Source organism: Acinetobacter sp. P1332 (assembly GCF_044057475.1).
Lineage (GTDB): Bacteria > Pseudomonadota > Gammaproteobacteria > Pseudomonadales > Moraxellaceae > Acinetobacter > Acinetobacter johnsonii.
Map to the genome: position 1 here is coordinate 1,687,510 of NZ_CP171157.1, position 23,768 is coordinate 1,711,277.

At 36.6% G+C, this 23,768-nt stretch carries 16 protein-coding genes and 1 pseudogene; 16 read left to right on the forward strand and 1 reads right to left on the reverse strand.

Annotation, left to right across the window (positions count from 1 at the left end; all coding sequences use genetic code 11):
- Positions 1 to 6: 6 nt before the first annotated feature.
- Positions 7 to 2,694 carry a type VI secretion system ATPase TssH gene (tssH, locus tag ACFN7Z_RS08315; protein ID WP_372239164.1) on the reverse strand — a complete coding sequence of 896 codons (2,688 nt, stop codon included), beginning with the start codon at positions 2,692 to 2,694 and terminating at the stop codon, positions 7 to 9.
- A gap of 359 nt (positions 2,695 to 3,053) precedes the next feature.
- Here tssH and ACFN7Z_RS08320 point away from each other — a divergent pair, with 359 nt between their 5' ends.
- The 16 genes and pseudogenes from ACFN7Z_RS08320 (at position 3,054) to ACFN7Z_RS08395 (ending at position 23,734) form a co-directional block, all read left to right on the forward strand.
- A complete protein-coding gene (locus tag ACFN7Z_RS08320) occupies positions 3,054 to 3,704 on the forward strand; it encodes a hypothetical protein (RefSeq protein WP_094148605.1) in 651 nt (216 codons plus the stop codon).
- 40 nt (positions 3,705 to 3,744) lie between these two features.
- Positions 3,745 to 4,248 (forward strand): type VI secretion system contractile sheath small subunit, encoded by a 504-nt coding sequence (gene tssB / locus ACFN7Z_RS08325; RefSeq protein WP_004979583.1) that lies wholly within the window; start codon positions 3,745 to 3,747, stop codon positions 4,246 to 4,248.
- Positions 4,241 to 5,722 (forward strand): type VI secretion system contractile sheath large subunit, encoded by a 1,482-nt coding sequence (gene tssC, locus ACFN7Z_RS08330; protein ID WP_004693079.1) that lies wholly within the window; start codon positions 4,241 to 4,243, stop codon positions 5,720 to 5,722. The genes tssB and tssC overlap by 8 nt, the downstream gene beginning before the upstream one ends.
- A gap of 46 nt (positions 5,723 to 5,768) precedes the next feature.
- Positions 5,769 to 6,272: a type VI secretion system tube protein Hcp gene (locus ACFN7Z_RS08335; RefSeq protein ID WP_004693082.1), complete on the forward strand. Its 504-nt coding sequence runs from the start codon at positions 5,769 to 5,771 to the stop codon at positions 6,270 to 6,272.
- A gap of 66 nt (positions 6,273 to 6,338) precedes the next feature.
- Positions 6,339 to 6,815, forward strand: coding sequence for a type VI secretion system baseplate subunit TssE (gene tssE, locus ACFN7Z_RS08340; protein WP_010326723.1), 477 nt, complete (start codon positions 6,339 to 6,341; stop codon positions 6,813 to 6,815).
- A 12-nt stretch (positions 6,816 to 6,827) separates the two neighbouring features.
- The gene (gene tssF, locus ACFN7Z_RS08345; RefSeq protein WP_010326722.1) at positions 6,828 to 8,636 is read left to right on the forward strand and encodes a type VI secretion system baseplate subunit TssF; all 1,809 of its coding nucleotides are present in this window, start codon (positions 6,828 to 6,830) and stop codon (positions 8,634 to 8,636) included.
- Entirely contained in the window at positions 8,600 to 9,598 is a 999-nt protein-coding gene (tssG, locus tag ACFN7Z_RS08350; protein WP_094148604.1) for a type VI secretion system baseplate subunit TssG, read from the forward strand. Before tssF ends, tssG begins: the two co-directional genes overlap by 37 nt.
- Positions 9,591 to 11,018 (forward strand): hypothetical protein, encoded by a 1,428-nt coding sequence (locus tag ACFN7Z_RS08355; RefSeq protein WP_094148603.1) that lies wholly within the window; start codon positions 9,591 to 9,593, stop codon positions 11,016 to 11,018. Before tssG ends, ACFN7Z_RS08355 begins: the two co-directional genes overlap by 8 nt.
- 90 nt (positions 11,019 to 11,108) lie before the next feature.
- Positions 11,109 to 14,867, forward strand: a complete 3,759-nt coding sequence (tssM, locus tag ACFN7Z_RS08360) for a type VI secretion system membrane subunit TssM (RefSeq protein WP_171293180.1) — start codon at positions 11,109 to 11,111, stop codon at positions 14,865 to 14,867.
- Positions 14,868 to 14,903: 36 nt separating this feature from the next.
- The gene (gene tagF / locus ACFN7Z_RS08365; protein ID WP_010326718.1) at positions 14,904 to 15,860 is read left to right on the forward strand and encodes a type VI secretion system-associated protein TagF; all 957 of its coding nucleotides are present in this window, start codon (positions 14,904 to 14,906) and stop codon (positions 15,858 to 15,860) included.
- Between the two features lie 6 nt (positions 15,861 to 15,866).
- Positions 15,867 to 16,631 carry an OmpA family protein gene (locus tag ACFN7Z_RS08370; RefSeq protein ID WP_010326717.1) on the forward strand — a complete coding sequence of 255 codons (765 nt, stop codon included), beginning with the start codon at positions 15,867 to 15,869 and terminating at the stop codon, positions 16,629 to 16,631.
- Between the two features lie 213 nt (positions 16,632 to 16,844).
- Positions 16,845 to 18,182, forward strand: coding sequence for a site-specific integrase (locus ACFN7Z_RS08375; RefSeq protein ID WP_395442664.1), 1,338 nt, complete (start codon positions 16,845 to 16,847; stop codon positions 18,180 to 18,182).
- A 3-nt stretch (positions 18,183 to 18,185) separates the two neighbouring features.
- The gene (locus ACFN7Z_RS08380; RefSeq protein ID WP_058951981.1) at positions 18,186 to 19,769 is read left to right on the forward strand and encodes a site-specific integrase; all 1,584 of its coding nucleotides are present in this window, start codon (positions 18,186 to 18,188) and stop codon (positions 19,767 to 19,769) included.
- The gene (locus ACFN7Z_RS08385; protein WP_131230373.1) at positions 19,759 to 22,092 is read left to right on the forward strand and encodes a hypothetical protein; all 2,334 of its coding nucleotides are present in this window, start codon (positions 19,759 to 19,761) and stop codon (positions 22,090 to 22,092) included. Before ACFN7Z_RS08380 ends, ACFN7Z_RS08385 begins: the two co-directional genes overlap by 11 nt.
- Position 22,093: 1 nt before the next feature.
- Positions 22,094 to 22,531, forward strand: coding sequence for a hypothetical protein (locus ACFN7Z_RS08390; RefSeq protein WP_004692100.1), 438 nt, complete (start codon positions 22,094 to 22,096; stop codon positions 22,529 to 22,531).
- Positions 22,532 to 22,801: 270 nt separating this feature from the next.
- Positions 22,802 to 23,734, forward strand: a pseudogene (locus ACFN7Z_RS08395) (IS5 family transposase).
- Positions 23,735 to 23,768: the final 34 nt, after the last annotated feature.

Sequence of the window (23,768 nt, forward strand, 5' to 3'; positions counted from 1 at the left end):
ATTCTATTAAACTTGATTCGCTTTATTTTTAGCAGGATGTCGTTTCTTTTTAGCCGTGGTCTTTTCGACAGGGTCTAAAACATACGTAATTTCATCATCTTTGACATCAATCTGAATGACTTTAGGCAAATTGTCTACTGCCAAAGCCATCAATATTTCTGTGGCTAAAGCAGGCAATATACTGGCATTCAAAATGTGATCAACATTTCGTGCACCGCTATCGACTTCCGTGCAGCGACTTAATAACAGTTCTACCAATTCCTCTGAATATTGAACTTTGGTTTGGTACTGCTTCTCAAGGCGAGAGGTTATTTTCTTGATTTTATGATGGATAATTTGAATCAGTAAATCATCATGCAGTGGGAAATAGGGAACGATACGCATGCGCCCTAAAAAAGCAGGTTTAAATTGTTTATATAAACTTGGTTTTAACTGCTCTGCTAAGCTTTCCGCGGTTGGCCATGTATCAATCGGTTGATTCAAACACGCCTGCATAATGGTATTCGAACCTACATTCGAGGTCAAAATAATGGTGGTATTCTTAAAGTCGATGACTCGACCTTCGCCATCTTCAAGCGTACCTTTGTCAAAAACTTGATAAAAGAGTTCTTGAACATCGTTGTGTGCTTTTTCAATTTCATCCAATAAAACCACACTATAAGGATTGCGGCGAACGGCTTCAGTCAGCACACCACCTTGACCATATCCCACATATCCAGGTGGAGCACCTTTTAAAGAAGAAACGGTATGTGCTTCTTGATATTCAGACATATTAATAGTGATTAGGTGGGATTCTCCACCATAAAGCTCATTCGCCAGCGCAAGCGCGGTTTCGGTTTTACCGACACCACTTGGACCCACCAACATGAACACGCCTTGCGGTTTATTGGGATCATCCAATTTTGCTTTAGATGTTTTAATTCCCTGAACCAGTTGATGTAGGGCAGAGTCTTGTCCCATAACACGCTCAGCCAGTTTGCTTTCTAGGCTGAGAATTTGTTTTATTTCATCGTTCACCATATTACCCACAGGAATACCGGTCCAGTCTGAAATAATTTCATTAATGATTTGTGCATTAACACGCTCAAACACTAAGGGATTCTGGCCTTGTACATTGCTTAATTCTTCACGAAGCGCAGCAATCTCTTTTTGATCGTTGTGAACCGTTGTATCTTGTTGGCGTTGTTTTATCTGTTCAACAAGCGCTCTTTCTTTTTGCCATTGCGCTTGAGTGTGTTCAATTTCACACTCAAGCTGCACTAGTTTTTGCTTTAGATCATGTAGGCGCTCATGATGAATCGGCAAATTTTTATGTTCATTTTCTAAAATCTCATATTCAAGTTTGAGATTATGTTGTTGAGCAAGCATCTGATCTAACTTCACAGGTTGTGCGTTTTGAGTGAGTGCTACACGCGCTGCGGCTGTATCGAGTACGCTAATCGCTTTGTCTGGGAGTTGGCGGCCACTAATATAACGATGCGAAGAATGTACGGCTGTGATGATAGCTTCATCATCAATATTTAAATTAAAATGATTGGCCATGACTGGTAACATGGCACGTAACATATCGATGGCGACATCTTCGGTTGGTTCTTCAACTTTAACGACTTGAAAGCGTCGACTGAGCGCTGCATCTTTTTCAAAATATTGTTTATATTCAGCCCATGTGGTTGCTGCAATGGTACGTAACTCACCACGAGCCAGTGCGGGTTTTAATAGATTGGCAGCATCATTTTGGCCTGCTTGACCTCCCGCACCAATCAAAGTATGTGCTTCATCAATAAATAAAATTATAGGATGAGTGGCAGACTGAACCTCTTGAATCACTTGTTTCAAGCGATTTTCAAATTCACCTTTTACACTGGCACCTGCTTGCAATAGTCCCATATCAAGCGTATGCAGTTGAACATTTTTTAAAGCATCAGGCACTTGGTTGTTCACAATTTTTAATGCCAAACCTTCAACGACAGCCGTTTTTCCTACACCCGGTTCACCAGTTAAAATGGGGTTATTTTGGCGTCGACGCATTAGGATATCGAGCATTAAACGTATTTCAAACTCACGACCAATAACGGGGTCGATAAGGCCACTTTGTGCCTTTTGGGTCAGGTTAATTGTATATTGATCAAGTGCTGGCGTTTTGTTTTTAGCCAAATGCTGTGCAGGCTCAGTGCTTTCGCTTGGTGCTGTTTCCTGTAAAACATCTTGTTCGATACTGTTTGAGCATAGGTCTAAAAATTTATGCTTCATTGTATCGATCGGGAACAGTTCAAATTGGCCCGAAGCGCGTAATGCCATTTGATGCAAATCTGGTGCTGTTAAAAGTGCTACCAAAATATGACCTGTTCGAATGACAGGATTTTGTTCGGCTGAAGCAAGTAACCACGCTTGCTCCAATAAACGAATAATGGATTGAGCAAATATCGGGGTGCGAGTATTTCCTTTAGGCAACTGGGAAAGACTGAGTTGTAAATCCTTAACTAAAAAATCATGGGAAATTTTATATTTTTCAACCAATAAGTGGAGATCATTTGGCTCTTGTTGTTCTAATAATTCAAGAAAAAAATGCTCAATTTCGATTTCATAATTTTGTTGATTAATACAACTATTTGCAGACTTCTCTAGAGCAACACGCGCATGATTAGATAGCTTCTTAATTAATATTTTAAGGTTATTCATATGTAACTCAGTCATGCTTTATAGCAAAGTTTTTACAAGACAAATATGCCAATGGCTATCTGTGTTTTTAGTGTAAATATAAAATTATTTATAAATTAGCATTTTACAAGCCATTATAAATGCTATTTGGCGGGTATTTTATATATATGCCATCATAATACACAAATGAAATTTAGATAAAAAAGAAGATATATTACAAAAAGCAAACACAGTTACTTTTGAGTAACATTTTTTACCTTGACTTTAGGTGCCATATTTTTGTTAAATCCAAGCGCATTATATAAGCAGAAAGTATTTACCTAGGGTGTGTATATTTTAAATCGAAGTTACTGATAATAATTTTAATTTTTATTCATAAAGGTTTGAGGCAAGTTTTGAAAAAATATTATTTAATTTTACCTACATTCGTTTTATTAACGGCGACACCATTTGCTTTTGCAGCGGTAGAAGAGGGTATTAGTTTAAAAAATAAGTGTATTAAAAATTACCCATTGGTAAATGGTGAAACTGATCATGATTTACTAAATTTATATGCACAGATTTGCGATAGTAAAAATAAAAAAAATGATGAGCTAAAAAATAAATTATTGGTTCAAGCTGCTAGTCGATATCAAGAACTTGGGAAAAGTTATAAAGCACTTCAACTGGTTGAAGAGTTAAATGCGCGAAATATTAATCATACATCATTAACAGATACTCGGTTTTTAGCTGGCGTTTCGATTGCAAATACGGCGTTAAACCATATGCGTCAAGAAGAAATGCGCTATTTATCTACAGATTTAACCTATCCGCCTGCCAAAGAGCTGTCTAATCTCGTTCGTAATTCTTTGCCTGCGCCAGATACGAGTGATGCAAAGGCTGTGGTGATCAAAGCACCAAAGAAAACCACGCGTAAGACTGCGAGTTCAACCAAACAAACCACAAAGAAAACAACGGCTCAGGTGGCAAAACCCAAAAAAGTTGAGAAAGTACAATCAACAGAAGTGGCGAGCAAACCGAATACAAATCCCTTCAATTCACTTTAAAAACTTTCATTTTTGAAATAATAAAAAACAGGATTTTCATATGGCTAAACGTGAAAGCGTCCAAAAAAAGTTACAGCGTATTCGACCACCTCGGGTACAACTGACTTATGATGTTGAAGTTGGTGATGCTAAAGAAATTAAGGAATTACCATTTGTTGTTGGTGTTTTAGGTGATTTCTCAGCGGCATCTGAAATAGAAAAAACCAAGCTCAAAGACAAAAAATTTATTAATGTTGATTTGGAAAACATTGATGAAGTCATGGAGTCTTTAGCACCACGTGCAGCCTATCAAGTTGAAAATACATTGACTGAAGAAGGTGGACGTATGTCTGTTGATTTGACGTTTAAGTCGATGGAAGATTTTCGTCCTGAAAATGTGGTTCAGCAAGTGGATCCATTGAGAAAATTAGTGGAAGCTCGTGAACGTTTAACTGATTTGCGTAACAAAATTTCGAATAATGAGCGCTTAGAAGATCTACTTGATCAAGTTCTGCAAAATACAGATCAAGTACGCAAAATGAGTGTGGAGGCTGAAAATGAATAATGCCCAATCCGCTGCAGTTGCTCAAGATACTACTGAAGAATTTACGCTTTTAGATTCAATCGTTGAACGTAGTCGAATTGCTCGAAATGAAGAAGAGCATGATCGAGCGAAAAGTTTAATTGGCGAACTTGCTAAAGAAGTGATGGCGGGGACGATTACTGTTTCAGAAAATATGACATTATCGATTGATAAGCGTATTGCTGAAATTGATGCGCTCATTTCGACGCAGCTCAGTAAAATTATCCATGATGAACAATTTCAAAAAATTGAATCGACATGGCGCGGTTTATATTACTTTTGCCAAGAAACGCCATCTAATCCATTGATTAAGATTCGTATGTTGAATACAACGAAGAAAGAATTAATCAAGGATTTTCAAGGCGCAACGGACTTTGATCAAAGTACATTGTTTAAAAAGATCTATGAAGAAGAATATGGGTCATTTGGTGGTGCGCCATATGCCACATTAATTGGCGATTTTGAGTTTGATCGTACACCTTCAGACATGTATTTGCTGGAACAAATTTCACATGTTGCTGCAGCTGCACATGCACCTTTTATTTCTGCAGCAGATGCCAACATCCTCGGATTGGAATCCTTTACGGATATTGACCGTCCGCGTGAAGTATCCAAAATTTTTGAAACCGCTGAATATGTCCAGTGGCGTTCTTTCCGAGAAAGTGATGATGCGCGCTATGTTGCATTAACAATGCCACGTGTATTGGGGCGTCTGCCTTATCACCCTAAGGAAGGTACAGCGACTGAAGGCTTTAACTTTGTGGAAGAAGTCTCTGGGCAAAATCATGATGAATATTTGTGGATGAATGCAGCCTATGCTTTTGGTACGCGTTTGACCAATGCTTTTGATATGCATGGTTGGTGTGCTGCCATTCGTGGTGTTGAAGGTGGTGGTTTGGTAGAGGGATTACCTGTTCATACCTTTAAAACCAGTGATGGTGAAGTGGTCTTTAAATGTCCAACTGAAATTGCCATCACCGACCGTCGTGAAAAAGAACTCAGTGATCTTGGCTTTATTCCTTTAGTACATTGTAAAAACACGGATTATGCAGCATTTTTTGGTGCGCAATCGACGCAGAAACCTAAAAAGTATAATAGCGATTCTGCCAATGCGAACTCTGCTTTATCTAGCCAAATTCAGTACATTATGGCCGTTTCACGTATTGCACATTATTTAAAAGCCATGATGCGCGATAAAGTCGGAAGTTTTGCTTCGGCTGGAAACATTGAAACATTTTTAAATGAGTGGTTGGCTCAATATATTTTGCTTGATGACGGGGCTTCACAAGAGGCGAAAGCGCAATATCCGCTGCGTGAAGCATCTGTCAAAGTTGTAGAGAACCCAGCACAACCGGGGCACTACAAATCTGTGGTTTTCTTAAGACCACATTTCCAGTTGGATGAGTTGTCAGTATCACTGCGACTTGTTACTGAGTTACCTCAGTCCTCAAACTAATTTGAGTGCCAACACATAATAACTTTAGAATAGGAAAAGATTACAAATGAAAGACATATACGTACAGTTCAGAGGTAAATATAAGGTCGATGGCGAGTCACGTGATACAGAGCACCAAGGCTGGTTAGAGGTGAACTCTTGGTCACACAATATTCGTCAGCCAAAGTCTGCAACATCATCAAGTGTTGGTGGTCATACAGCGGAACGTGTTGAACATTCTGATATGCTGTTTGTTAAAGATTTGGATGCAACCAGTCCAAAACTTTGGGAAGCATGTTCAGCGGGTTATACCTTTGATGAAGTACAAATTGATTTTTATCGTGCAAATGGCGATAAGCGCATCAAGTATCTACAAATTAAATTGAAGCATGTTTTGGTTTCAAGTGTTACGCCAACAGTAAGTGAGGAAGGTGTTCCGCTTGAAGGGTTTGGTTTGAAATATGCTGCTGTGGAATGGACGTATAACCAGCAAGATATTAATGGCACACAAAAAGGTGCTGTGACCAAGAAATGGTCTCTATCAAACAATACTGCATCATACGCTGCATAAAAATAACTGAAAAAATAAAGGCTAACCAACGTTGGCCTTTATTTATGCGAGATGATTTTAATCAACATGAATCTAGATCAGCTTTATCCCTATGGGTTTAGAAAAACGCTATTTGACCGATTACTACCGACCACTGAACAGGACCGATTGGGGATGTCTCTTCAGGAGCTACGTGAATCCGTCGCGACCGACTTAGAAGATTTGTTGAACAGTCGTATGGCGAATTTTAATGATTCAATTGATGCTTTTCCGTTGGTGAAAAAGTCCATTGTTCAATTTGGAATCATTGATTTTGTTGGATTATCGACTGCAAATCCGACCGATCGCGATAAAATTTGCCAGTCGATTGCAGCGTCTATTACTGCACATGAGCCGAGACTGAAACAAATCAAAGTCGAAATGTTGCTTGATGGACAGAATATGGGGGCGTTGTGTTTGAGTATTCAAGCCTATTTAAATATTCATCCTTTATATGAACCCGTGATTTTTGATGCTTTGCTCAAACCGACAACACAACAATATGTTATTTCTGCAAGAGCTTAATGGGGCTGATTTGTGATTGAAGAATTATTACCGTACTACGAAAAACAATTACAAGAATTTGGGCAGCAGTCCCGTGAGTTTTCGCAAAAATATCCAAAAATCGCTCAGCGTTTATCCTTAAACCAAGAGCAAGTAGATGATCCACATATAGAACGCTTAATTCAGTCCTTTTCTTTAATTGCAGCAAGAATCGATAAGAAACTGGCGGACAGTTACGACATCTTTACTCGGTCTTTGTTTGAGGTGATGTTCCCTCAATACCTCAAACCATTTCCTGCATGTACTGTGGTCAGTTTTGAAGACCTAAATAAGTGTAAACAATTAACTGAAGCTCATCTTATTCCTAAAAATACTGCAATAAAATCAAGAAGTTTTAAAGGTGTACAGTGTGAATTTAGCACCACACAAGAACTAAAGTTATTACCCATTGAACTTAGTCATCTCAATTTTAAAACCAATCCTAGTGCGCATATGCATTTAAATCAAAATGCAACGCTTAGCTTAGGATTTAATATTTTTAATCAGGCACATCGAATTTTAGAAAAAGAAAATTTGCCTATTTATTTGGATGCGATATCCAATTTTCCACTACAAGTTTTGGATGCTGTGTTCCAGTCGAGTACAGGATTTTCATTAAAGGTTGGTCATCGCGTCATCGACATCACAAATCCGTTTAGTATCATGGGTTTTGCTGAAACTGAAAGTCTGTTGCCCTTGGATCAACATACACATCATGCATACCGGCTGTTGATGGAATATTTCTGTTTTTCTGAAAAATTTAATTTCCTCAATATGAACTTAGGTTTGTTAAAATATTTAGAAAAAGAGCAAAATCAGTTTGAAATTTTGATTCATCTTAAACTGAATTTAAATGATCAGGTCAATATTCGAAATTATTCTGAGTTGAATATCGCGAACTTTAAATTATATGTAGTACCAGTTATCAATTTATTTAAAAAACAGGCTGAACCTCAAAAAATTAATCATCAACAACTCGAATATCCTTTAATTACCGATGCTCATCATCCTGAGTTTTATCAAACTTATTCGATTACTAAAATGCAAATGATTCGTGAAAAGTCAAATAAAGATCAAACTACTTTTGACATTTATCCATTCTTTGCGATGAGTCATTATCAAAAGGATGAGACTCAGTTTTTTTATAGTTTGAATTCGGCACAGCTACAAAATAAATATGTTGAAACAGGTTATAGTATTATTTCAAAACATTTATCACCTGAAACAACCAAATCTGATTTTATCAGTACGCAATTATTATGCTCCAATCGTGATTTACCCCATGAGGCATTGAGCCAAGCCAACAATATATTAAATTTGAATGACAGTAGTCTGGCACGGCGAGCTGTGGTTTTAAAAAGACCGAATAAACCCTATTACTTTGAACAAAATAAAAAAGAGCAATGGCGGATCATTTCGCATTTATCATTAAATACTTTATCTCTCACCAAGGGCGATGCTTTAAGCCATATTCAGGAATTGCTTGAACTGTATAACCTGCCTCAGCTCAAAGAAAACCACCTTATTATTAATGCGATTCAGTCGGTTAGTTTTGAATTAAAGCAAAAGATGGTGGATGCAAAACCATTCCCACTCTTTATACGAGGGTTGAAAGTAAATCTAGGGGTTGATTCGAAAGTGTTTCGAGGACATAGCCTGTATATTTTTAGTCAGTTGTTGTCGCATGTCTTTAATCTAAAAGTCCAGATGAACAGTTTTGTCGATGTTGTTATTTCAGATGCTCAATCTCAACAGGAGTTATACCAATGCGTGCAGAACGTTGGTGGCAAGACACTTCTATAGTTGACGTACTGGTTGAACAACCGAACGCTTTTGAATTTATTCAGGCCACGCGATTATTACGTCATGCGGAAGCTCCCCATGCCCAAAAAGAAGGGGATTGGGCAAAGCAGTTTAAGTTTCATAGTTCACTGAATCTCAATTTCCCGAATGCCGAAATTGAGAGTTTGACCCTTGACGAAGAAAAAATTCACTTAACCAACTTAATGATTGGTTTAACTGGGATTCAGGGCACCTTACCGTATAGCTATACCAATAAAATTAAACAAAGTGCGCGTATACAACGGAATGAAACACTTCATTTTTTAGGTTTATTTAATCACAAGCTCACGGCGCAATATGTGGACGCCTCTTTAGCTTACCATTTACCGATTCGCTATGAGATTGAGCAAGAAAACCATTACCTCGATATTTTGCATGCACTAAATGGTTATGTGAGTGCTCAACATGAGCAACAGGACTTAGATGATTATTTTGCTGAATTCGCTGGATTAATGCAGGGGCAAAATAATACAGCACATGCGCTAAAAACCATGCTGGGCTGTGTGTTTAAGCAACCGTTTAAAATTAAAGAATTTGTGGAAGAGATCTTTCGCTTGTCCCCTGAACAAAGAAGCACACTGGGGGGCAATAATCAATTAGGCATTAATACCTTTTGTGGAGAAAATATCCGTCAAATAGATGGAAAAATTGAAATAGAAGTTGGCCCCGTCTCATACACCGAGTATTTAAAATTTTTACCCGATCAAGCTGAGAGTATAAAACTTAAACGATTACTTGCAAGCTGGCTGAGTCCAACGCTTGGGGTGGATTTAAGAATCATCCTGAGGAAAGAGGATATTCAACCGATTCAGCTGAGTTCAACGATGACCATTGGTTTATCACAAGGCGCTTTTTTAATGCCGATGCCGACCGAACACAATCACGAAACCTGTTATACATTGATGGGGATGGGACATGCTTAAGCTCTTTATTGGTACTTTGAGCAGCTTATTGTTGTTTGTCGCAGGAATCGTCATTTTTTACTGGCGTGATATTCAGTATGACCCAACTGGGGCAGACCTGCTTAATTATTTACTTCTATTTCCATTGATTCTGTGCGTAATTTTATGGTCTCCAGTATTTATTTATCGTGCAATTAAAGCTCACCAAAAGCGTAAAGAGCAACAAAAACAAGCACAAGTAGAGCAGCATCAGGATGATGAGAACCAACAGGCTGGAGCTGTTGAAGTTCAGTGGTTAAACCTGAATATTTATTCCTCGTCTGCATATAGTGCCTTTGGGGAAAATGACGAGATTCTTGACGAGATTAAAAAATTTAAAAGCCCAGAGCTCGATACGCAATTACAAAATGCCTATGGCTTACCGATGCTGTCTTATCGCATACATGCACTAGATCATGTCATTACAAATCAGGACGATGATGAAGTTGTTGATCATCCGCGCCATCTGCGAATCCAAGCCCTGATCGAGCATCAACTAGAGCAACATGCAGAAACATTGTGGCAAATCTCACAGCATTTAAAGCAATCTGCCTTATTTTATGATAGTGAATTGGCCTATGAGTATCGTATGCATCCGGCATGGATTGATCCTAGGAGTGAATATGATAGCAATGAACCAGAGGAACAACCTGATGTGCAGCAGGTTGCTAAATTAAACCGTATCAATATACATATGCTGCTGCCTGAATCGATGTTACATGCTTGGAATGAAGAACAAAGCAGTGGTGTCGTACAGGATTATTTAAGTTCACTGGGCATGATTACGCAGCAAATTCATCTTGAGCACCATTATTTCAGTCAAGAAACAGCCTATAAAGAGTGGATGCTGTTATTGGAGCAAATTTCTCAGCAGTCAGAAGAAATCACGTTCATCCTGAATGTAGATTCAGAAATTGACCAAGAACTGCTTGATGAAAAAACATGGTTAACCGACCATTACTTGCCTGCTGAATATGCCTCTAGTTGGTGCTTAGCATCATCTTCTTTACCATTACTTGATATCAAACCCTTAAAACAACTCAAGATTGCACTAAACGAGGCCAATCTTGCCAATCATTTTGCATCCCCACCGATGAAGCAATTAGAACAATTTAAAGATATTCAGCCTTTTGTGCTGATGCTCGATGATATTACAGACATTCAAACCATGAAAAAACTTAACCAAACTTTCGATCGAAGTGGGATTGAATCGCATCACTTCATTCATACCAAACAAAGCTTTGGACATACGCAGCATTTGGCCAAAGTATTTGGATTTATGTTGAGTATGCATTTGCCTGATGAGTTGATGGCGATGATTTATAGCACTGATCAATTGTCTACACATTGTTTTCTACATGCGTGTGAAGACAGTAATATCCCTATAGAACCAACCATTTAAATTAAAAAAGAATAAGAGAGTATTGTGAATTCTTTATTTTATAACGTCTTAGGTTATGTTTGGCAGTATGTGAGCAACCCGAAAGCCATTATGGCCATATCGGGTTTTGTCGCACTAATGGCCATGTATAACGTCATTCCAGCCAAAATCTTTTGGCCTTTAATGATTTGTTATGTATTCGGGGTGATGCTGTGGGGGATTTATTTACTCATTGTACGTCGTCGACATGCAGCACAAGGTGAAGCTCTTGCCGATGCCATTGCACATGATACCAATGCGGAATATGGCAAACAAAAAAACAAAGATGAACTTCATTTGATTCAGCAACAAATGAAAGAATCTATTCAGTTGATTCGAAAATCAAAACTGGGAGATAAAAAGGGCAATGCTGCACTCTACGAGTTGCCATGGTATATGGTAATTGGTAATCCTGCTGCGGGTAAAAGTTCGGCCATTTATAACTCAGGTTTAAAATTTCCTTTTGAAGAAACCCATCAAAAATCAGTTTCTGCTGGACTCAGCGGAACGCGTCATTGCGACTGGTTTTTTTCAACAGAAGGCGTGTTATTAGATACTGCAGGGCGTTATTCCGTTTATGCGGAAGATCATTTTGAATGGTTAGGTTTTTTAAATATTTTGAAAAAAAACCGCTCCAAAGCACCAATCAATGGTTTGATTGTGATTGTCAGTATTGCTGAGTTGGTGAGTAACAGTCCAGAAAAGTCGATCAAACTGGCAAAGAATTTACGTGCACGAATTCAAGATCTTACTGAGCGTTTAGAGGTTTTTTCGCCTGTTTATTTGGTCTTCTCTAAAATGGATTTGATTGCAGGTTTTACTGAGTTTTTTGAATGCTATGAAGTCGGTGAATTTGATCAGGTTTGGGGGGCAACACTGCCTTATACAACCGATGGGGCCAATAATGCTGTTGAATTGTTTGAAAAACATTATTCAATTTTATATGACGGTTTAAAAGGCGTCAGTACGACACATCTCAGCCGCCGACATTCGCAGAATATTTCTCCAAGTGTCATGACATTTCCTTTAGAGTTTAAGAGCTTAAAGCCTGCGTTAAAGACATTTATCGGCACACTGTTTGAAGATAACCCTTATCAATTTAAACCTGTTTTCCGTGGCTTTTATTTCACCAGTGCGCTGCAAGAAGGCATTATTGAAAGTCCAATGACCGAGCAAATTGCTCAAGACTTTTTATTGCAAAAAGGTTTAGACAATGAAAATGGCATTCCAACGCGCTCAGTTTCTCAAAACCATGGCTATTTTTTAAAAGGTTTATTTTCTGACATTATTCTCAAAGACAAGAACCTCGTTAAACAACATATTAACCCTAGCCGAAAGCGTCAGCGTTATATTGCCTTTGTTGCCGCTTTATTTGGTGTAGCTATTATTCTAAGTCTATGGGTGTGGTCTTATCGGAATAATCAGCAATTGATTGCAGACGTACAAGCCGATTTAGACAAAGTCGTTTTACTTGAAAAGCAATCGGGTCAAGAGTTGTCTACACAACTGAGTGCACTCTTGATTTTACAGGAACGTATGCAGCAGTTGGACCAATTTGAAGAAGATCGTCCTTTAAAGCTGGGTTTTGGTCTATATCAGGGAGATGAGCTGCAGGAGAAGCTAAAAACAGAATATTTAAAGGGTGTTGAGCAAATCGTCTTGATTCCAACACAACAAAATATTGCCCAATATCTACAGCGGGTGAAAAGCAATGAAGAAAAATTGCGCACAAACCATGCAAATGTAGAGCTGACACCTGTTGCGAAAACCCAGCAATATTTAGAGCCTAATGATGCAAATCCACAAGATGCATACAATGCTTTAAAAGCCTATTTAATGATGGGTAATACTCAATATATGGATGCAAGTCATTTAAGTGATCAAGTCACACGTTTCTGGCGTTCATGGTTGGATAATAATCGTGGTCAAATGCCGCGCGGAGAAATGATCCAAAAGGCAGAGCAAATTTTGTCGTATAGCATGACTTTAGTTGGCGATCCTAAATTTCCAGTACTCAGCTCAGACAGCTTGGTGGTGGATCAAACGCGTCAAGTTCTTCTGTCTGTTATTCGTGGAATGCCTGCACGAGACCGAGTTTATAATGAATTAAAAATGCGTGCGGCTGTCCGTTATCCAGCATTAACCATAAAGCAAATGCTTGGCGATGCCAATCAAAATGCAATCTTAGGCAGTTATGCCTTACCGGGTATGTTTACACATGCTGCATGGTCAGAATATGTTGAACAAGCCATCGATGAAGTTGCAAAACGACCTACGGATACCAAAGACTGGGTACTCAACAGCACACAGTCGGATGACTTATCATTTAGTGGTAGCCCAGATCAAATCCGTAAACAGCTCACAGAACTCTATAAAAAAGAATATATTGCGGAATGGCGGAAATTTTTAGGTGCGATACATTATGCCAAAGCTAAGGATTACGGACAACAGGCGAGCTTTGTCCAAGTTTTAGGCGAGCCTGAAAACTCACCCATTCGTAGTGTTTTTGATCGCGTTGCGAAAGAAACCAGTTGGGACAATCCAGTCGTAATGGCGGAGCTGGCAGCGCCACAAACAGGTTTTGTGGCTTGGTTTAAACGCAAAGTATTAAGACGAGATGAAACTCAGATTGATGCTAAAGTCATGAATCAAGCGCAAGGCCCGATTTCTAAAGAATTCCAAATGTTTTATCAGTTGGTGCGTAAACGTGATGATCAACAAAATAAGTCTTTGCTTGATGAATACATGCAATCTTTAGCTCAAGTTCGAAGTAAATTCAATGACTTGAAAAGCTCAGGTGATATTGGGCCATCTGCGATGAGTTTGGTTAAGTCGACCATTAATGAGCAAAATTCTGTCTTTAATACAACGCAGAAGTTGGTCGATGAAAAAATGTCAGTTGGCCTATCTGAGGTTGATCAGAAACTGCTCCAAAAGCTGTTGATGTCGCCACTGACACAATCATTTGAAAGTTTAATTCTCCCAGCGCAAGATGAGATGAATAAGCTATGGGTTATGCAAGTCTACCAACCTTTCAATACGAACCTGAGTAAAAAATATCCATTTAACTCTTCAGCGACACTGCAAGCAACAAGCAATGAAATTAGCCAGATTCTTGGCGAAAATGGCAGTATTGCGCGTTATGTCAAAGAGTATCTTGATCCACTTGTTATTCGTCGTGGTTATACCTTGACTTCTAAGACGTGGAAAGATTTAGGGATCAGCTTGAATCCACAATTTGTAATGAATTTTCAAAGCTATGTTGCGCCAAGTAATGGGATGGCAACAGGAGCGTTAAATCAAGCTTCGTCTGCACCTGCGGCTACGGCGCAATCCAATTTTCAATTTTACCCAATTGAAAATCCTAAGTTTTTATCCTATACCATTGATATTGATGGACAAAGAATGCTTTATGAAAACGGTATTCAACAATGGGTGAATTTTGTATGGCCAAATGCCGGAGCAATTCCAGGTGCACGTATTACAGCCATTGATTTAGATGGGAAAACGCATACGATTTTTGAGGCACCTGGTGAATATGGTATTAATCGTTTAATTGATGGTGCTGAGCGAACGCAACGTGGCGGAAGCTATGAAATGATTTGGAGAAATCAGCAAAATCCAGAGCTTGCAGTAAAAGTCAATTTCCGTTTAATCAGCGGGGACGCCAATGGTGGAGTAGGCGGGCAGCGCAGTTACAATGGCATGCAACTGGTCGATCAAATTGTCACCAATAAATCCGTACGTGTGGTGGCAGCGCAAACCACACCTTCAGCAACAGCTGCAAGTCCTAAAGCTCCAACACCAGGTATACAGGAGCCTCGTTTATGATTTCTAGAAAGTGGCTAGGTTGTAAGGAGTATTGCGATGGATGAACTGCGGACTTTAGCTTTATATTACGGAAAATGTCCTGCACGTGGTGATTTCTTAAAAACACGCGGTCAGTATGCCTTAATTCAACTAATTGATCAGTGGATTACTGAAGCATTAGAACATGCCATGCAATCAGAGGGATTTAGTCAAGCGTATGAAAAGCTACCTTCATTAGACTTTTTTATTGCCAATCCACAAGAAAATAATTTTCTTGTGGCAAATTTGATTGCCAGTCACGATAGTTCTGGCCGTCAATTTCCAATGGTATTGAGTCATTTATTAGAAGTTGAAAATAGTTTTGATAATATTATTTATGCGCCATATCGCTATAAGCAAACTTTAATCGACTTATTTCAAAAGAATCGTGTGGTACGTTCGATACGTGACCCTAATATCGTGCTCGATAAATTATCTAAATTAAATAATGAGATACAAGTTTTTAATCACAGCGAAGTTTCGGCATTTTATGAACACCATACGATACATTCATTTGCTCAATTACTAAGAATGAGCAGTTACGAGCTTGCACAAAGCATGATTGGACTCGGGTTATTGTTACAGCCCGTCATTCAACATGGTACTAGTCGCTTAACTAAAGTGTTGATTTTACCTATTAATAACTCTAGCTACTGCTATGAAATTGCAGCTTTTTGGGTCAATCTAATTAGTTTTTTTATTCAAAATCAAAATGCTGAGCTTCTGATAGGGATTTTGCATAGCGAAAAACCGGTACTGCTTTTTGGCTTTCAAGGGGCAGATATTATGACTTTAAGTGAAATTTTCACGCAAAAGTTAGATTCAGATCACTGGGTTTCATTGGTTCAAGCCAATTGGATTGATGCATATTTAGAGCAAAATGCAGGTTTGGCAACGCTGGAGCAAGCTTTGTGTGAGCGGCAATTGAGCTTAATACAAGCTGTGAAACTTTTTAAAAAAACTTTTATAGATTAATAAAATATGAAAATAAATCATAGATTTAAGTCGAATAAATGGCTGCTGACTTTAACGTTGGTTTTGAGCGTGAATGTCTGGGCTGAACCGATTATTATTGAAGGTGTTGTTCCAAATGATGCCAGTAAGCAAATCATTTTGAACAAGATGTACAGTGTCTATGGCACTGACCAAGTGATTGATAAAATAAAGGTTAAAGCAGTTAATGCTCCGAATGGTTGGAGTGAATCTGTTGCGAATATGGTGGTTCCAGAGTTAAAAAAAGTTCACCAAGGTAAACTTTCTGTACGTGGTACGCAAATGGAACTTAATGGAAAAATATCGAGTTCAAATGAAATTCAGCCAACAACAAACTTATTCCAAAGTTTAGTAACACCACCGTATCGCTTAAATGCGCAGCTTTCTGTCAATCAGGCTGAGCAGCAAATTGTAGATGAAGCACTTAAAAACAGAATTATAGAATTTGAATCTGGCAGTGCAGTTTTGGCTATGAGTGGAACTCAAATCTTAGATGAAATGGCGGTGGCTCTGAATAAGGTTGGTGGAAAAAAGGTTAAAATTATTGGACACACAGATAGTTCAGGTGACGCTGCAAAGAATCTTGCTTTAAGTAAAGAGCGTGCTGTAGCTGTTAAAAACTATTTGATCAATAAAAGTATTGCAGCTGAACGTTTAAGCGTCGAAGGATTAGGCTCGAACAAACCTGTTGCTGATAATGCGACTGCAGATGGTCGTAAGAAAAACCGTCGAATTGAATTTGACGTAATCTAAGTCATTTATAAAAAGCCACAATTGATGATGTGGCTTTTTATAAATGACTTAGATTACGTATAATGTATATTATGTTAAATTGAGTACATGATACGTTAAGTTCATAGATCTCTATGCTTAACCTAAAATCAATCACTTATATAAAATAATATTTCACATTGAGTTCACTTATGTTTATATTTTATTTACTTCATAAAGTTCTTGGTAGTTAGAATGTTTGTCGTAAAAACAATTAAAATTTCAAAAAATTATTCAAATCAAAATCACATAGTTCTACTGTTTGATACTTCAGCTACAGTACCTTGTCTCTATCCTTTACTCTATTCTACAACTGTCCTGCGATTTCAAAGTATTGCCACACAACAATCAGACATGTTGGCACTTAAGTTTTGGTATGAATTTTGGTATCAGAAATATTCAACTTTGTTCTGTGAATCATTTTTTTCCTCCAAATATGAACCTGAGATTTTTTTGAATGAAATCGATAACTTTATTGTTTTCTTAGAAAATAATAAAAAATTAGAAACAAATTTGATTCGACTTCGATCAAATATTGAGACTAACTATATGACCATTACACAGCGTTTGCGGTCAGTGTTTAAGTACTTCGGGTATCTTTTAGATGGATACTGGAACATACGCTATCAAGATATTAAAATCAAAGATCTAACAAATCGTAGGAAAAAGATAGATTTGTTCTTAATGAACAAAAAAAAGATTTTTAGTAAATTTTCTAAACGTAGTTTAACTGTAAAAAGTAATATTAATCATAATTTTAAAAGTTTAACCAATGAAATGGTGGTTATGCTTTATAAAATTATTCGTCCAGATCAGGCGGCTAATATTAATAAAGACAATCCATTCTCAACAAAATCACATCAACTTCGAAACTTTCTGATTGTGCATCTTATGATGAACTACGGTTTGCGGGTGGGTGAATTAATGCTACTCACAAAAAGATCGATAAAAAAATCAATCAATTCTGATTCATATAGTCTCATAGTAACCAATACGGATGATGAACATGATTCCAGACAGAGAAAGCCTAGCATAAAAAATGAGCAATCTTACAGGGTTATAAAACTAGATAGCATGGATTATAAGTTTTTGATGTTGTATATGGAAAAGATAAGGAATCTTAATGATTCAGATATCTTGTTTACATCACTGAAACCGCCCTACTCCCCGCTGAGCTATTCGTCTATTAATGCGATTTTTAAGGTGATAGAGCAAGTTTTTAGGACCTTACATCCTATATATTTTGATGATATAAATATAGAATCGATTCAAAAGTTTACCCCTCATGTATGTCGTCATACATGGGCTTATATCACTTTGGCTTTTGCTATAAAAAAGTATCGAAACGAAAGTGCATCTCCGCTAACTCAAAGCAATGATGAAATTATGCAAAAAGCACAAGAAAATCTACGTGTCTTAGGTGGTTGGAGTGCTAACAGCATAATGCCAAGCTACTATGCAAAACGATTTATTGTCGATAGTGCCAATCTTATAAATTTGCAGCGTATATCGCAAGAATTATGGGAATTATAAAAAATGAAGCAATTTGAACTTTTTGATGATTTTCATGAGCAGCATTTCATATCAATCTTTAATGATCACCAGACGATTGCTCTTCAAGGTATGAGTAAAAAAATACCAAAAATTGTTAGATTTTTAATTACAGATAAATTTGATGATAATTGCATCAATTCAGCAAATACTATTTGGAAATTTTATTATTCAGGCCAGACCGAGAATATTGATTTTTCTAAACTTTCTGAAAATGAAACTACTTTACTTAAATTTTTTCTGATTTCATTTATTCAAAAAAATACGCCATCCCATTTGAGTATAAAGTTTCATACTTTTAATTTTCTAATAAATCATCTAAAAAATAATGAATTAGAATTTAGTTACGCAAACTTAAAAAAATTATTGATAGAAATTGCACCTCTAGAAAATCATCAAAATACTTATGCACATATAAAATTTTTATTGAAACTACTAATTTTAGAAGATTTTCCCAACTTTGATATAGAAGATGATTATGAACTGGAGTTTATTCCTAGACCTAAATCTTTTAATTCAAATTTATTCTATCAAGAATATGAAGATTCTATTGATTACCCACTTATTTCAATGATTCAACAAGGTTTTATCAAATTAAACCAAGTAATTAAAGATGATTTTAAACACATTGATAAACAAACACTACTTTACTCATCAATACTTGGTTTGGTGTATGTAACTGGGCTTAGACCTGTCCAATTAGCTAAGCTAGCTGTTGAAGATATAAAAATAGATACCACACGTACGATAGATCAATTCCATCGTTATAGCATATTAATCCCATATGCTAAACAAGCTAGATATGTACATGAAAAGATAGCAATTAAATTACCAGAAGAAGTTGCTAAAATCATCATTACTTATATCGAAAGATATAACTTAAATCTAAAAGATAAGTTATTTGATTTAGGAGAAAATTCTGCATGCTTTTGCTCAAAAGTGATTAATACACAATTATTTGATTTTGCTCCTAAAGCCTACAGAGAAGCTGTACTTGCAGGTGACATGATAAAACAAAAATATTCTTTTTCTGATTTTAGGCATCATGTCGGCTATAGTTTGGCAATGGCAGGATCTTCTGCTGAGGAAATTGCATATATCTTAGGTCATTCTTCAGTGGTAACAGCTAGGCATTATATTTTCTCTACACCAGAGCTAGCTCAAATTAGAGCTCAAGCACTTGGAAATAATTCCTTGTACAAACAAATGATAGCTATGCTTCTCACTGGAAGGTTGATTTATAAGAAAGATTGGCATGGAAAAAAAGTATTAGGAAATATTGGTAGTAAAATTCATTATGATATAGGTGGGTGTTCATATGAAGACAAATGTCTATTTCAACCTGTTCGCAATTGTTATGGTTGTATGTATTTCCATCCCTTTATAGATGCTAATCACAGGAATGTGCTAGAAAGTATCCAAAATGAAATTAATGATTTGATCAAACTGTCAGATGGTATAGGTATTTCCAGAAATCCACTTATTCGAGTCCATGAGTCCACTAAATTTGAAATTGAATCCGTAATTGCTCGTTGTGAAACACACAAGGGTGATATTTATGAATTTTGAAAAATATAATGCTTTTATTGATGAACAGAAGATTTTCTTTAAAGAAAATATTAAACCAAATTTCAAATGGGAATGGACTGATCCTGAATGGGCTGGAGGGGTTATTGGTTCAGGATGGTTGCTTTCACGTAGTGGAAAAACACGTTTTTCATTTCAGGCAACGAGAAGAATGAAAGGAATAAATGACATTCCTATAAACATAAAGTATCAAGAATTTATTAAAGCTGTAATGGTTCTTAGTTATAGAAAGGCTAATTCAAAAACTTCTCCGCAAAAATTATATGCAGAGGTGCTTATTATTAAGCGTTGGTTTAGTGAATTATTTAGAACGAATCCCGAGAATACTCATCCCTGCTTCTTATCAACATTAACTTTAGAAAATTCTTTTAAAATACTAGCTGAAAACTCAAATAAAGCTAACCTTCCTGACCATGCTGGAACATATCTTAGATTACAGCAAATGCTAAATCATTATGGTTTTACTGAACAACCATTAGAATTTTCTCAAAAATATTTATACATAAATTCTATAAATAGAACACCGAATGCAAAAAAAACAAAAGCTTTGATAGATCAGTTAGAGCTTGATGAAGATGATCTTAATAAAGAAAAGCTGATTTCTATTCAGACATTTATTAATATTGTTTCGCTAATAAGTTTGTGTAAAACGAATGGTGAAAAGATAGTTCTCAATCTGTTGTTATTGCTTATAATCACTGGTTTACGTTCGACAGAAGTTATTCTTCTAAAAACAGATGCTTTAATTAAAAAACCTATACTTGATCCTGTCACCCAAAAACACTTAACTTTAGATGGTATTAAGCAATATACCTTAGGTATTCAATATCACGGTGCCAAAGGTGCTGGTTATAGAATCCACTGGGTTGAGCCATCATCTGTAAAACTAGTTGAGAGTATTTTTAAATCTGTGTTGGAACTTACATCTGAATATCGAAGTCATCTAAATTACATAAGATCGAAAGGCTGTAAAGATTATTTTCCTAAATCCATAGATGATATAATGGAAGATTATCTTGAGATTGATGATTTAATTAATACTATTTTTAGTTTGAAAGAATATAAATCAGGTCGGGCTGGACAAAGAGCGACTGTTACACTTAATCTTAATAAAGTTTCTATTCTAAGATCTGAAAAAAATGGTGTAAATAACAAAAGATATTATTTAAAAAAGGATATTGATGCACACCTAAAATCATTAATCAAATCAAATTTAGAAAATCCAATTGATTATGTGTTTAATTATGAAGGTAAAATTGAAAAGATCGCTTACGAAGATTTGCTTTTTATACATGAATATAGATCTATTAATATGGGGAAAGATTTTATCTTTAAATCACTTGTGGTTCCATTCAGTGTGATAATGATTAATAATTTTTTAGGTGCTAGGTCAGTTAATTCAACTAAGTCAGTGTTCCAAAAATATAATTTATTAGAAACAGAATCAGAACATTCAAGATTAACCAGCCATATTCCACGACATAACATAAATACTTTTCTTGCCCTTAGTGGCTTAGCCGAGCATTTGCAGGCAATGCTAATGGGGCGTGTGGATATTAAACAAAATCAATATTATCACCACTTAGCGTTAAAGCAACGTAAAGTTGCGGCTAGTATGCTAGAAAAATATGATCTGATGTCTCCAAGCGTAGTTAATCAAGCACAGAAAACTGATTCCCCAATAGATGCTATTAAGCAAGATGGTTTAATGTTCTTTTCAGAACAGTTAGATCTAGAAAATAATTTAAAGATGAATTTACAGACTTTTGACTCAAAAATTGAAGTATCTAATTATTTAAAGGACTCATTTTTTGATGAGTATTTTCAAGATATTGCTGAATCATTTAATGAATTGATTAAAGAAGATCAAACATTAGCTAACTCATTAGTTCAACGGCATGCCTGTTTACATCCCTTACCTTTTGGCGGCTGTATGCGTGAGGTTGCTGTGCATGATTGTCCTAAACGTCTTGCCTGTCAATCTGGCGATCAATGTGGAAACTTTGCTCTAACTGGCCGAAAAGGTGAATTAGAAGTTCTGCAACACACTTTGAATAATTTGTTGGTTGAGTTTGAATATATAGAACAAATCGTAGCTCATGATTCTACATATACTGAAATGCTTGCACAGTTCCGTCAAAAAATTCATTATTTAAGGGATTTAAAAGAAAAAGCACTTGATAGGCAAAATAAATTAATACCTATTCCTGTTTTTCCTTATGGAGATACGATCACTAAATTACCAACAACATTAAGTGAACTATTTGCCATAGAGCAACAAAAAATTGAGTCTAAGGAATCCTGAAATGTTACGTGGTAAACAATTAGATGAAGTAATAGAGCAAGAATTGCAAATGATGTTAGTTGAGGGTTTTGAGAAATCGCCTATTTCGCACAAAGCTCTACATAACCGCTTAACTTTTAAGAGGTATATATCTGGCGGATTAAGTACCTTAAGTTCTGTTGAAAGGAAGAAACTCATCAGCTTATATTTATCAGAACAAATTTCGCCATTAAACTTAAAAGCAAAAGAACAGCAACTTTATGTGAATAAAAAGACAAGACAGGCTCTTTCCGATACTAATAAAAATCTACGTACACAAATTGAAGACTTAGAGTCTCAGCTTCATCAGAATACGGAAACACTTATAGATATCATTGAAGAAGTAAAACTAAGGACTAATTTGAAGATTGATCATCTATTGGCCCCCTACCTACTCAAAAAGTATCTATCAAGGGAGTAGTATTTTGGGGTTAACATTTAGCATTTTAGATATTTGATAGAGTTTTCAACAGTAATATTGACTTCTCCACTTTCAATTCGCCATAAATAGCTACGGTCAATTGCAGTTAATAGTGTTAACTGTTCTTGGCTGATGTAAGCTTCCAGTGAAGCCCGCTTGAACTCTAGCAGGCTCTCAGTTATGCGGCTGTGAATCACGCAATTTATAACTTGTAGTGGCTTTGTTGCACAAACCTAGCTTAGAAGGTTTTTTCAGCATTATAATTTCAAAATGAATAAACCTACGCCTAAAACCTATCGTACAACTAACTGGTCTTCCTATAATCGTGCCCTCATTAACCGAGGTAATATTTCCATTTGGTTTGATCCTGCTACGCAATGGTATGCGCCATCAAAAGGCAAACAAGGGCGAAATCAAACCTACTCCGACGCAGCCATTCAATGCTGTTTAATGATCAAATCTTTATTCAGACTTTCTTTACGCATGGTCACAGGTTTTGTTCAAAGTCTAATTAAACTGTGTGGATTAAATTGGACTGCGCCAGATTACAGTACGCTTTGTCGAAGACAAAAACATATTGATATTGCAATTAGCTATCAAAAAAGTAGTGATGGATTACATCTACTCGTAGACTCAACTGGCTTAAAGTTTCTAGGTGAAGGTGAATGGAAACGTAAGAAACATGGACCTGAATATCGTCGCCAATGGCGTAAGCTTCATATTGGGATCGATGCTGAAACCCTTCAAATACGTGCAGTACAACTCACAACAAATAATGTGAGTGATTCGCAAGTACTCGGTGATTTACTTGCTCAAATTCCTTTAGATGAACAAATTGATTCAGTCTATACCGATGGTGCTTATGATACGAAGCACTGTAGACAAGTCATTTTAGATCGAGATGCACATGCAGTCATTCCGCCAAGAAAAAATGCAAAACCATGGAAAGATTAGAAATTGAGATCTTTAGAGAGGAATGAATTGTTAAAAACAGTGAAACGTTTAGGAAGAACGCTTTGGAAAAAATGGTCTGGTTATCACCGTCGAAGTTTGGTTGAAACCAAGATGCATTGCATCAAATTATTAGGCGATAAATTAACGGCAAGGAGTTTTTCTAGTCAGGTAAATGATATCCATGCACGCATAGCTGTATTGAATAAATTTGCAGAATTAGGTCGGCCTCATACCCAAGTTGTCACTTGAGTTCTATTCAAATGAGCAGAGTACTGTCTTTTAA

Bases quoted from the DNA above. Each gene is read 5' to 3' on its own strand.
- tssH (WP_372239164.1), bottom strand. From the start codon at position 2,694: ATGACTGAGTTACATATGAATAACCTTAAAATATTAATTAAGAAGCTA.
- tssB (WP_004979583.1), top strand. From the start codon at position 3,745: ATGGCTAAACGTGAAAGCGTCCAAAAAAAGTTACAGCGTATTCGACCA.
- tssC (WP_004693079.1), top strand. From the start codon at position 4,241: ATGAATAATGCCCAATCCGCTGCAGTTGCTCAAGATACTACTGAAGAA.
- ACFN7Z_RS08335 (WP_004693082.1), top strand. From the start codon at position 5,769: ATGAAAGACATATACGTACAGTTCAGAGGTAAATATAAGGTCGATGGC.
- tssE (WP_010326723.1), top strand. From the start codon at position 6,339: ATGAATCTAGATCAGCTTTATCCCTATGGGTTTAGAAAAACGCTATTT.
- tssG (WP_094148604.1), top strand. From the start codon at position 8,600: ATGCGTGCAGAACGTTGGTGGCAAGACACTTCTATAGTTGACGTACTG.
- ACFN7Z_RS08355 (WP_094148603.1), top strand. From the start codon at position 9,591: ATGCTTAAGCTCTTTATTGGTACTTTGAGCAGCTTATTGTTGTTTGTC.
- tssM (WP_171293180.1), top strand. From the start codon at position 11,109: ATGGCCATATCGGGTTTTGTCGCACTAATGGCCATGTATAACGTCATT.
- tagF (WP_010326718.1), top strand. From the start codon at position 14,904: ATGGATGAACTGCGGACTTTAGCTTTATATTACGGAAAATGTCCTGCA.
- ACFN7Z_RS08370 (WP_010326717.1), top strand. From the start codon at position 15,867: ATGAAAATAAATCATAGATTTAAGTCGAATAAATGGCTGCTGACTTTA.
- ACFN7Z_RS08375 (WP_395442664.1), top strand. From the start codon at position 16,845: ATGTTTGTCGTAAAAACAATTAAAATTTCAAAAAATTATTCAAATCAA.
- ACFN7Z_RS08380 (WP_058951981.1), top strand. From the start codon at position 18,186: ATGAAGCAATTTGAACTTTTTGATGATTTTCATGAGCAGCATTTCATA.
- ACFN7Z_RS08385 (WP_131230373.1), top strand. From the start codon at position 19,759: ATGAATTTTGAAAAATATAATGCTTTTATTGATGAACAGAAGATTTTC.
- ACFN7Z_RS08390 (WP_004692100.1), top strand. From the start codon at position 22,094: ATGTTACGTGGTAAACAATTAGATGAAGTAATAGAGCAAGAATTGCAA.